Genomic DNA, 11313 nt, shown 5'->3' with positions numbered 1-11313 from the left:
TAATAAACAATTAATATTTTCATACGGCATTAATAAAGTAATAATTTTAATGGAATTAAATTTATAATAATATATAGCAATATCAATGAATCTTACTTAGTTGAAGTTTGTGCTCCAACTAAGTTTAGATGAATTATCCATGAACGTATCGCTGTTATCGGATAAATAATTAATTATAAATCTATATGTAATTAATACTAGTAGTTAGATTTGACAATTATATTTTTAGTAATTAGAATGAAAATATAATTTGGATAAAATAGCATTTTATTTGGAGGATTTATTGTGAAACTAGGAGAAGAAACTGTAGAAGAAAAAAATTTATATAAAGGTAAAGTCATAGAACTGTATGTGCAAAAGGTAAAACTTCAAAATGGTAAATACTATAATAGAGAAATGGTAAAATATCCTTCTGGGGTTGCCATTATAGCTTTTAAAGACAAAGATACAATTCTTATGGTAGAGCAGTTTAGAAAGCCGTTAGATATGGTTTTACTGGAACTACCAGCAGGAAAGATTAAAAATTGTGAAGATACTTATGAATGTGGTATAAGAGAATTAGAAGAGGAAACAGGGTACAAAGCTAATAATTTTAATTATTTAGGTAAAATTGTCACATCTCCAGGTTTTTGTAATGAATATATTTATTTATATAAGGCTGAAAATTTATACCAAGGTAGAATTGCTTTAGACGAAGATGAATTTATAAATATTAAAGAAGTGAAAATTAAGGATATAAAAAATCTTATAACAGAAGGTAAAATAATAGATGCAAAGACTATAAGTGCCTTTATGTATTTATAAAATTATCATATTCCACTATTGATAATCATAAGTATTATAAAAAGATGATTAACAATGGGAGGAATAATTAATGAAAGCTGTATCTTTTAAGAATTTAATAACAAATCATTTACAAAATAATTTATGGCTATATATTTTAAGTGCTATTTGTTTGTGTACAGGCATTGTGCTAGGAGTATATACTGTAAAGTATATGAGTGGCTTTGAAAAAAGTGATCTTTTAAATTATCTATCATCATTTATAAAAACTTATAATTCAAAGAGTATTAATTACAATCAGCTTTTTTTTCAAACAATAAAAAATAATATACCAATACTTTTAGTAGTATGGTTTTTGGGTTTAACTATGATTGGTATTCCAATAATCTTGGTGGTAGATGTACTGAAGGGTTTTACTATTGGGTTTACTGTGACTTTTTTTGTGAATGGATTAGGATTTAAAGGAATATGGTTTGCACTTTTATCTGTAATTCCTCAGAATATTGTATATATACCTTGCATAATAATTGGATCTGTACTAGCTATGGAATTTTCATTGATGCTAATAAAAGATAACGGTAAAAAACATTGGACAACTAATATTTCATCAAGAATAATGTCATATTCTATGGCGTTTTTTATTATAGCTATATTTATGTTTATCGGGTTAGCCTTTGAAACATATATAACACCTAACATAATTAAGCTGATTGCGTAAGAGGGGACAGTGATAGCTTTTGAATGAAAAGGGTGAATTTGTTGATTCTATAATTTTAATCATGAAATGTTTTTTAATTCTTATTTTTTTAGGTGTTATACTTCCAAATATAATTGATTATTCCATTTATTTTTTTATTAGTAAGTCAAAGGTTCATAACAACAGTATTTTAGTATATAATGTACTTAGGTTAGATAAACGCATTATTTATAATTTTATATATTTATTTAAACTAGCTACTAGCTAATTTAAATACGAATTTTTAGGAGAAATTTATGAGCGACTTAGTAAATAGTTACATTAATCATATTAGTAGAAAAAAATTGAGTTCAAATACAATGGATGCTTATACGAGAGATATAAAAAAATTTCATGAATTTGTAATGAGTAAAGAAGAGCGTATTGATCAAGTAGATGTAGTACTTGTAATGGCCTATGTTCAAAGTTTGAAAAAGAGTGGTAAGGCAAATTCATCTGTTATAAGAAATATAGTGTCCATAAGAAATTTTTATAAATATTTGATAAATATAGGGAAAATAGATATAAATCCAGTGATACAATATCAGGCTCCTAAAATAAAGAGAACCTTACCTGCTATACTTACTGTAGAAGAAGTAGATAGGCTACTTTCTATGCCAGATTGTGAAACGAATAAGGGCATTAGGGACAAGTGCATGTTAGAAATAATGTATGCAACAGGTATAAAGGTAACTGAACTGTTAAACCTAACAATATATGATGTTAATATAAAACTTTCATACGTTAAATGCAAAGGACTAAAGGATAAGGAGAGAATTATACCTATAGGTTCCTATGCTGTAAAATGGATAGAAGAGTATTTAAAGATAAGATCACAATTAAATATAAATAGCTTAGACTTTCTATATTTTAATCTACATGGGAATAAGATGACAAGACAAGGTTTTTGGAAAATAGTAAAACAATATGCAGAGGAAGTTAAAATTAATAAACCTATAAATTCTTATACTTTAAGACATTCTTTTGCAGTACATTTATTGCAAAATGGTGCAGATATAAAAACTATTCAGGAATTGCTTGGACATAGTGATTTATCTACTACTCAAATCTATTCGGGAATATCTAAAAAGAGTAAGATTGCTGAGATATATAAAAAGACACATCCTAGAGCTTAATAAGAATATATAATAACTATATATGAGCTTATTTATAGATATACATCTAAAAAATAAAAATAGATTTCAAAATAAATAAAATGCAATTAGAATAAGAAAGGTAGGTGAGAATCGTTATAGATTTTATGTAACGATAACACTTTATGAATAGAATTATTTTAATAGTACTTGATAGTGTAGGTGTAGGGGAAATGCCTGATTCAAAGCTTTATGGGGACGAAGGAAGTAATACAATAGGAAATATAGCAAAGAATGTTGGTGGCTTAAAATTGCCAAATATGGAAGCGTTAGGCCTTGGAAATATTAATGATATTCAGGGTTTAAAAAAAGTTCAGAAGTCAAAGGGTAATTACGGAAAGTGTGCAGAAATATCAAAGGGAAAGGATACCGTAACTGGACATTGGGAAATCTCAGGAGTAGTACTTGAAAAACCTTTAAAGACCTTTCCAAATGGGTTTCCAAAGAATATTATTGATAAATTTGAAAATAGTATAGGTAAAAAGATAATAGGAAATAAAGTGGCATCAGGAACGGAGATAATTAAAGAACTTGGAGATGAACATGTTAGAACTGGATGTCCTATTATTTACACTTCTGCAGATAGTGTATTTCAGATTGCAGCACATGAGAATATAATTCCCCTTGAAAAATTATATGATATGTGTAGGGCTGCTAGGAAAATGCTTACTGGTGAGAATACTGTAGGTAGAATAATTGCAAGGCCTTTTATAGGAAAAGAAGGTAATTATACAAGAACTTCAAACAGACGTGATTTTGCACTGGATCCTTTTAGTAAGACAATTTTGGAATATATAAAAGAAGCTAATTTAAATGTGATGGCAGTTGGGAAAATAGAAGACATATTTAATGGCAAGGGAGTAACAGAAGCCGTACATATAAAAAACAATATGGATGGTGTTGACAGAACAATTGAATATATGAAAGAAAACAAGAAAGGACTAATATTTACAAATTTAGTTGATTTTGATATGCTTTATGGTCACAGAAATGATCCAAAAGGATATGCTAATGCCTTAGAAGAATTTGATAAAAGAGTTCCTGAAATAATAGATAATATGAATTATGAAGATATTTTAATTATAACTGCAGATCATGGTTGCGATCCTACAACTGCAAGTACAGATCATTCAAGAGAATATATACCTCTCCTAGTTTATGGTAAGTCTATTAAAAGTGGTGTAGATATGGGAATAAGAAAATGCTTCTGTGATATAGGCAAGACTGTTTTAGATATTTTGCAAGTTGAAAATACTATATATGGAGAAAGTTTTAAAGATAAATTGATATAAGAAATATGTTTAGAGGAGATTTATATGAATAAAGATACTATAATACAAAGTATAGAATACATAAAAACCATAACAGATATAGTACCAGAGGTGGGAATAATACTTGGTTCAGGATTAGGGGAATTAGCAGAAGAACTAAGACAAAAAATCATTATAAAATATAGTGATGTACCAAACCTTCCAACATCTACAGTGAAAGGCCATGCTGGACAATTTGTAATTGGAGAACTTGCAGGGAAAAAAGTAATAATGATGCAGGGAAGATTCCATTACTATGAAGGTAATTCTATGGAAGCACTATCACTACCAGTGTATATTATGAAATATTTAGGTGTAAAAGATTTAATTGTTACTAATGCTGCAGGTGGAGTGAATACAAGTTTTATACCGGGGGATTTAATGATTATAAAGGATCATATAAATTTTGCACTTAACAATCCTCTTATAGGAAGAAATGAAGAGGGAGTAGGTCCGAGGTTCCCAGATATGTGCTGTGCTTATGATAAAGGTTTGATTAATATAGCAAAGAATGTTTCAAATACTTTAAATATAGGAGTTAAAGAGGGCGTATATTTAATGATGACAGGTCCAACTTATGAAACACCAGCAGAAATTAGAATGACTAGAATACTAGGTGGAGATGCTGTTGGAATGTCTACAGTACCTGAGGTTATTGCAGCTAGCCATTGCAATTTAAAGGTGTTAGGTATTTCTTGTATTACAAATATGGCAGCAGGTATATTAGATAAGCCTTTAAATCATGCGGAAGTGGTAGAAACGTCTAATAAAGTTAAGGATAAATTTAAAAATTTTATAATCAATATAGTGAAGAAAATTTAATTTTAAGGGGTGCATAGGATATGAATATAGTTGAAAAAATTAAAAAAGCTAAAGACTATATTTTGAGTTTAGATAGTAGAAAGATAGATATAGCAATAATATTAGGTACAGGACTTGGTAGTATAGTTGATGATATAAAAGATAAATTGGTAATAAATTATAAGAACATACCTGAATTTCCAGTTTCAACTGTAGCAGGTCATGCCGGAGAATTAATAATAGGTACTATTAGTGGAAAGCGTGTGCTTGCAATGAATGGTAGATTTCATTTCTATGAAGGATATCCAATGGAAATAGTAACTTTTGCTGTAAGAGTTATAAAAGCATTGGGAGTAGGCGATATAATTATAACAAATGCAGCAGGGGGAATGAATCCAGATTTTGAAGCTGGAGATCTGATGCTAATAGAAGATCATATTAATTTTATGGGTACAAATCCTTTGATTGGTAAAAATTATGAAAAACTTGGTCCGAGATTTCCAGATATGTCTAGTGCCTATAATAGAGAGCTTATAACACTAGCAGAAAAGAGCGCAGAGGAACTAGGATATACTATTAAAAAAGGTGTTTATACTGCGGTATCAGGACCCAATTATGAAACACCAGCAGAACTTAAAATGCTTAGACTTATAGGTGGAGATGCGGTGGGTATGTCAACGGTACCTGAGGTTATTGTTGCAAATCATATGTCTATGAGAATACTAGGTATATCTTGCATTACAGACATGGCTATTGCCGATAATTTAGAACCATTAGATCATAGAAAAGTTTTAGAAACTGCAAATAAAGCTAAAACTAAATTTATATCTATAGTAAAATCAGTAATAGAAAAACTATAAGGGAACAAAAACAAAATAAATTTTCTTTTGCCTACTTTTCTAAATAGGTGGATAATATCATGGCTTTGTATAAAGTCATTTAAAATCAGTGGAAATACAAAATCCATATAAGTAAGATTAGGCATATTCAAATAAATAACTAGTCAGTATGCTAGCCTATTTTGAATCCTACTGCGTCAGCAGAACCCTCAGATAGCCCACTATCCTTGGAACCTGCTTCCTTGCTCAATTCAAAATATTCGTCGCATCTTTGACTTACTATTTATTTTCACATGCCTTAATTGATAATTGATTGTAGTTAATGGGGGAAAAATAAAATGAGAATGATAGATTTAATTGATAAGAAGAAAGATGGAAAGGTTTTAACTAAACAGGAGATTGAATTTATCATAGATGGGTATACCAAGGGTAGTATACCAGATTATCAAATGTCTGCATTTTTAATGGTAGTTTATTTTAAAGGTATGAATAGAGAAGAAATATCAAATCTTACACTTGCCTATGTAAATTCTGGAGATAAGGTAGATCTATCAGCTATTGAAGGAATAAAAGTAGATAAGCATTCGTCGGGAGGTGTAGGAGATAAGATCTCATTAATAGTTATTCCCCTTGTAGCAGCAACAGGAATTCCGGTTGCTAAAATGTCAGGTAGAGGACTAGGACATACAGGAGGAACTATAGATAAATTGGAATCTATTGAAGGATTTAAAACTGAATTGGATTCAGATACATTTATATCTAATATCAATAAATATAAAATGGCTATTGTAGGACAAACCGCTAATTTAACACCAGGAGATAAAAAAACTTATGCATTGAGAGATGTAACGGGAAGTGTAGATAGTACACCACTTATTGCAAGTTCTATAATGAGTAAAAAAATAGCTTCCGGTGCAGATGCCATTGTACTTGATGTAAAGGTTGGTTCTGGAGCATTTATGAAATCCTTAGATAAAGCTAGAGATTTGGCGGAAACTATGGTGGAAATAGGTAAATCATTAAATAGGAAAACTATAGCTGTTATAACTAATATGGATCAGCCTCTAGGTCATGAAGTTGGAAATGCAAATGAAGTAAGAGAAGCCATTAAAGTTTTAAAGGGAAAAGGTGCAGAGGATGAAACAACAGTAGCATTAACTATTGCATCCTATATGACAATACTAGGTGGTGCATTTAAAGATTTTGATTCAGCCTATAGATCATTAAATAATATTATAAAGTCTGGTAAAGCTATAGAAAAGCTTAAAGAATTTATAAAAATTCAAGGTGGTAATTGTGACATAGTAGATAATCCAGAAAAGCTTCCAAATGCAAAATATAATATTGAAATAATGGCAAAAGAGAAAGGATACATAAGTGCAATAAAGGCTGATAGTATAGGTGTAGCTGCAATGTTACTAGGTGCTGGGAGAAAGACTAAAGAAGATAAAATAGATTTTGCTGCTGGCATAACTATTGTAAAAAAATATGGTGAAAAGGTTAAAAAAGATGATGTAATCTGTGTACTACATACTAATATGGAAAATTGTACTGAAGCTAAAATCATGGCAGAAAGTGCTTTTAAAATTAATAAAGATAAACCAGAAGATATTAAATATATATATGATGTAATTAAATAAATATTTATTAGGCATATTATTACATTTAAGTTTGCACTTTTTTTAAATATAACTACATAAATATAAAATAATGGAAGAGAGTACTATAAATTAGTACTCTCTTTCCATTATTTTTATATATTTGCTAAATATTAATAATAGCTTTTGGACTATTTTTTAACTATTTTGTGATAATCTTTTTTGAAGTTGGTAAAAATAAAATTGTTGAAAACAACTTAAAAGAAAGGGTGGTACATATATGATTAAAAAGAATAGGATAATAGCTAGGGCTTTGTGTACAGTTATAATAGCAACTATGTTTTCATATATTCCAGTATCAGCGGAACAATTAGAACCAGGGGATAAGGTAAATGAAAATTCTTCTAATATGAATGTAGATGCAAGATCAGCACTATTGATAGAACCTACTACAGGAAAAATAATTTATGAAAAAAATTCTCATGAAAAATTTGCACCAGCATCAGTAACAAAAATAATGACTATGTTAATTACCATGGAAAATGTGGATAGTGGTAAAATTAAATTAAGTGATAAAGTTACTGTTGGTGAAAATGCAAAGAAAATGGGCGGAAGTTCCATGATATTAGACACTGGAGAAATTAGAACGGTGGAAGAACTCTTAAAGGGAATAGCAATAGCTTCAGGAAATGATGCAGCGGTAGCTATGGGAGAATATATAGGTGGTAGTGAAGAAAATTTTGCGAAAATGATGAATGAAGAAGCACAAAGACTTGGAATGAAAGATACAAACTTTGAAAATTGCACAGGACTTAATGCAGAGGGACATTTAACTACTGCTTATGATATAGCAATAATGTCTAAGGAATTATTAAAACATCCTCAGATTTTAAAGTATTCAGGAACATATATGGAAACTATTAGTGAAGGTAGAAAGTCACCAATTGAACTTGTCAATCACAATAAACTAGTTAGATTTTATAAGGGTTGTGATGGACTAAAAACTGGATTCACAGACGAAGCAAAGTATTGTATATCAGCTACAGCTACGAAGGATGGAGTAAGAATGCTAGCGGTTATAATGGGTGCTCCTACGTATAAAGTAAGAAATAGAGATGCATCAATGCTTATGACTTATGGATTTTCCAAATTTGAAAGTAAGAAGATTATACAGAAAAATGGTACTGTAGAAAAAGTTAATTTAAATAAAAAAGGTGACAAATTCTTTTTAGCAAAGGCTAGTGAAGATGTAAATATAATTGTACCTAAAGGGAATAATTCAAAAATAGATCGTAAATGTGTCTATAATAAAAATAATAAGGGGTTCAAAAAAGACAATGAGATTGGATATTGCGAATTTTATCAAGATGGAAAAGTATGTGGAAAAGTAAAACTCTATTGTGATAGGGATGTAAAAAAAGGTGGTATTTTTGAACATTTTAAATACAATCTAGGTAGAGTATTTGATAATGCTATTTAATAATATAATACATTATATTATTCTTATTTAAACTATACTGTGTTAACATAATTTTTTGATATAACTAATATTAGAAATTGTTTTTCTATGATACAAAGATACAAAATATTAGCTATATCTTTAATTAGTTATTATTTTAAGATGCCTAAGATCTATGTATATGATAAAATATATGTAGATCTTATTGTTTTATTCAATAACAAAATGTTGTGATAGTCTACTTTATAAATAGGGCTATAACAGCGGTATTTACATTGATAAATTATCTGAGATTAGTTGAGGTAGAACTTCAACTAAGTAAGATTAATTGATAGGATTTATCCATAAAATTAGGAGAGATGTTATGTCACTAAATATTAAACTAGACAATTTCGAGGGACCTTTTGACCTTTTATTACATTTAATTAAGAAAAATAAAATGGATATATATGATATAAAAATATATGATATAACTTCACAGTACTTGGATTATATTAAGACCATGAAGCAAATGGATTTAGAGATAACTTCAGAATTTATTGTGATTGCTGCAAACTTACTTGAGATTAAATCTAAAATGTTGTTACCAAAAAATAAAACTGAGGATTTAGAGAAAGATGAAAAAGACCCTAGATTAGAATTAGTATCAAAACTTGTAGAATACAAAAAGTACAAGCTTTTGGCTAATTTCTTTAGAGAAAGAGAAGAAAATGTAGGTGTTGTATTTACAAAGAAACCTGAAATTATAGATGATTCAAGAGAAAATACTACTTCTACAGAAGAATTATTGAAGGGTATAACTATGTTAGAATTGTTTAATTTATACGATAGATTGCTAAATACTTATTTAGATAAGACCAATACAGAAAATGGTATTTCTAAAGAAATACCTATTGATAAATTTAGAATAGAAGATAAGATGAATGAATTATTATCTATGTTTGGAAGTAAAGATAAAATGTATTTTTCAAATATAAAGGAACAATGCAATAGTAAGATTGAAGTAGTCGTTACGTTCTTAGCACTGCTGGAGCTTATAAAATTAAGAGATATTAAAGTAATTCAGCAATCTAATTTTAGAGAAATTTATATGGAAAGGATTTTAGACAGTGGAAAAATATAATATAGATCAGTTAGAATTTAATGAAGTTTTAAATGACAACAAGCATTTTTCAATAATTGAGGCACTATTATTTGCCAGCGGAGAACCTTTAAAATCAAAGAACATAGCACATATACTTGATCGTAATTTAAAATATACTGAAGAATTATTACAGAAGATGATATCTAACTATGAAAATGAAGACAGAGGCATAAAATTGATTTGTATTAATGATGAATATCAACTTGTTACAAAAGCTGAAAATAGTGAGTACATTCAAAAATTATTGAAGACTAATACAAGGCAATCGCTATCACAAGCTTCTCTAGAGACATTATCTATTATTGCCTATAAGCAACCTGTAACTAGAGTAGATATAGATGAAATAAGAGGAGTAAAATCTGATAGGGCAATTTTTATATTACAAGAAAAGAATTTAATTAAAGAGTGTGGAAGATTAGATGCTCCAGGAAGACCTATATTATATGGAACTACTGAAGAGTTTCTTAGATATTTTAATCTTGAAAATTTAGAGGAACTTCCTGTATTAGATGACTTTATAGAGAATATGCAAGACATTAAAGAAAAGGATATAGAAAAAGATTATGAAGATGATTAGAAGTAAAAGCATGGTGGGGGATTATATATTTAATTTCCACTATGCTTTTACTTTATCTTATTAAGATAAGATGTATTGAGAAAAATGGATAGTAAGTAGGATAATTCTATTTTTACATGTCTTAATCAATGTTAGTTTCTTCTGCTTTATTATGTTCATCTTTAGTTTTTACAGTTGCTGTTCCATTTTTATTTTCTTTATGTTTACCAATACTATCTTTTATTAAGTCAATTATCTGAGGGATGGTATCTACCATCTTATCATAGGTGTTTTCGGCATCAACAGGTAAAAGACGTATAGCTCCATCCTTTAAAACTAAAAAAGCAACTGGTTTTACTGATACACCAGCACCAGAACCTCCTCCAAAGGGAAAAGAATCTGAACTTTCTTTTTTTACTACGTCTTTAGAAAACTCACTTCCTCCTGAAGCAAATCCAAAAGAAACTTTTGATATAGGTAATATTAATGTACCATCTTTAGATTCTATAGGTTCTCCTACAATTGTATTAACATCAATCATATCTCTTAAATTTTCCATAGTACTTGTCATTAAATTCTCAATAGAATGATTTTCCATTTATAATTCCTCCTTAGCATTTAAGAATTTTGATTTTTTTGATATTTTTCTTTTAAAAAACTCAACAGGATTAAAATGACTATATATATAGTATTTACTATAGTTATTTTTAATATACTTTTTAATTGTAAATCTATTTTAGAAGCTTTAAAGTTAGGTGTTAAGGAGAATTCGTATTTTTCTATATGAAAAAATCTATTTATAAAAGAATATAAACTAGGAGAAAGAGAGTTTAAAATTCCAAAGTATATAGCTGTTTTTGATACATCATTAGTTCCATATTCCATATGAAAAATAAAAGTTAAATTTGGCTTAAATCTATTCTTCTCTAGTTT

At 28.7% G+C, this 11313-nt stretch carries 12 protein-coding genes; 10 read left to right on the top strand and 2 right to left on the bottom strand.

Features of this window, described 5'->3' with window-relative positions:
- Positions 1–285: 285 nt before the first annotated feature.
- From RH99_RS16065 to scpB, 10 genes are all read left to right on the top strand, one after another.
- The gene (locus RH99_RS16065; protein ID WP_010240610.1) at positions 286–804 is read left to right on the top strand and encodes an NUDIX hydrolase; all 519 of its coding nucleotides are present in this window, start codon (positions 286–288) and stop codon (positions 802–804) included.
- Positions 805–874: 70 nt separating this feature from the next.
- Positions 875–1501 carry a stage II sporulation protein M gene (gene spoIIM / locus RH99_RS16060; protein ID WP_010240608.1) on the top strand — a complete coding sequence of 209 codons (627 nt, stop codon included), beginning with the start codon at positions 875–877 and terminating at the stop codon, positions 1499–1501.
- 275 nt (positions 1502–1776) lie between these two features.
- A complete protein-coding gene (gene xerD / locus RH99_RS16050; RefSeq protein ID WP_010240604.1) occupies positions 1777–2655 on the top strand; it encodes a site-specific tyrosine recombinase XerD in 879 nt (292 codons plus the stop codon).
- A 143-nt stretch (positions 2656–2798) separates the two neighbouring features.
- Positions 2799–3965, top strand: coding sequence for a phosphopentomutase (locus RH99_RS16045; protein ID WP_010240603.1), 1167 nt, complete (start codon positions 2799–2801; stop codon positions 3963–3965).
- 24 nt (positions 3966–3989) lie between these two features.
- Complete coding sequence (locus tag RH99_RS16040; protein WP_010240601.1) at positions 3990–4805, top strand: purine-nucleoside phosphorylase; 816 nt, start codon at positions 3990–3992, stop codon at positions 4803–4805.
- A gap of 20 nt (positions 4806–4825) precedes the next feature.
- Complete coding sequence (locus tag RH99_RS16035) at positions 4826–5644, top strand: purine-nucleoside phosphorylase (RefSeq protein ID WP_010240599.1); 819 nt, start codon at positions 4826–4828, stop codon at positions 5642–5644.
- Positions 5645–5961: 317 nt separating this feature from the next.
- Positions 5962–7263: a pyrimidine-nucleoside phosphorylase gene (locus tag RH99_RS16030; RefSeq protein WP_010240598.1), complete on the top strand. Its 1302-nt coding sequence runs from the start codon at positions 5962–5964 to the stop codon at positions 7261–7263.
- Between the two features lie 238 nt (positions 7264–7501).
- Entirely contained in the window at positions 7502–8701 is a 1200-nt protein-coding gene (locus RH99_RS16025) for a D-alanyl-D-alanine carboxypeptidase family protein (RefSeq protein ID WP_010240596.1), read from the top strand.
- 343 nt (positions 8702–9044) lie between these two features.
- Positions 9045–9803 carry a segregation/condensation protein A gene (locus RH99_RS16020; RefSeq protein ID WP_010240595.1) on the top strand — a complete coding sequence of 253 codons (759 nt, stop codon included), beginning with the start codon at positions 9045–9047 and terminating at the stop codon, positions 9801–9803.
- Positions 9790–10401, top strand: coding sequence for an SMC-Scp complex subunit ScpB (gene scpB, locus RH99_RS16015; protein ID WP_010240593.1), 612 nt, complete (start codon positions 9790–9792; stop codon positions 10399–10401). Before RH99_RS16020 ends, scpB begins: the two co-directional genes overlap by 14 nt.
- A 121-nt stretch (positions 10402–10522) precedes the next feature.
- Here the strand turns inward: scpB and ytfJ are convergent, their stop codons facing one another.
- Positions 10523–10978, bottom strand: a complete 456-nt coding sequence (gene ytfJ, locus RH99_RS16010) for a GerW family sporulation protein (RefSeq protein WP_010240591.1) — start codon at positions 10976–10978, stop codon at positions 10523–10525.
- A 20-nt stretch (positions 10979–10998) separates the two neighbouring features.
- The coding region (locus RH99_RS16005) for a DUF2953 domain-containing protein (RefSeq protein ID WP_010240589.1) at positions 10999–11313 on the bottom strand (315 nt) is incomplete at its 5' end.

The sequence above is a fragment of the Clostridium arbusti SL206 genome (assembly GCF_000246895.1).
GTDB classification, from domain to species: Bacteria; Bacillota; Clostridia; order Clostridiales; family Clostridiaceae; genus Clostridium_I; species Clostridium_I arbusti.
The sequence above is the reverse complement of the archived record's forward strand: the minus strand, read 5'-3'. Positions and strand labels throughout refer to the sequence as shown.

What these genes read in the sequence shown, in the direction of transcription:
- RH99_RS16035 (WP_010240599.1), top strand. Translation starts at nt 4,826, where the DNA reads ATGAATATAGTTGAAAAAATTAAAAAAGCTAAAGACTATATTTTGAGT.
- spoIIM (WP_010240608.1), top strand. Translation starts at nt 875, where the DNA reads ATGAAAGCTGTATCTTTTAAGAATTTAATAACAAATCATTTACAAAAT.
- RH99_RS16040 (WP_010240601.1), top strand. Translation starts at nt 3,990, where the DNA reads ATGAATAAAGATACTATAATACAAAGTATAGAATACATAAAAACCATA.
- ytfJ (WP_010240591.1), bottom strand. Translation starts at nt 10,978, where the DNA reads ATGGAAAATCATTCTATTGAGAATTTAATGACAAGTACTATGGAAAAT.
- xerD (WP_010240604.1), top strand. Translation starts at nt 1,777, where the DNA reads ATGAGCGACTTAGTAAATAGTTACATTAATCATATTAGTAGAAAAAAA.
- RH99_RS16045 (WP_010240603.1), top strand. Translation starts at nt 2,799, where the DNA reads ATGAATAGAATTATTTTAATAGTACTTGATAGTGTAGGTGTAGGGGAA.
- RH99_RS16025 (WP_010240596.1), top strand. Translation starts at nt 7,502, where the DNA reads ATGATTAAAAAGAATAGGATAATAGCTAGGGCTTTGTGTACAGTTATA.
- RH99_RS16030 (WP_010240598.1), top strand. Translation starts at nt 5,962, where the DNA reads ATGAGAATGATAGATTTAATTGATAAGAAGAAAGATGGAAAGGTTTTA.
- RH99_RS16020 (WP_010240595.1), top strand. Translation starts at nt 9,045, where the DNA reads ATGTCACTAAATATTAAACTAGACAATTTCGAGGGACCTTTTGACCTT.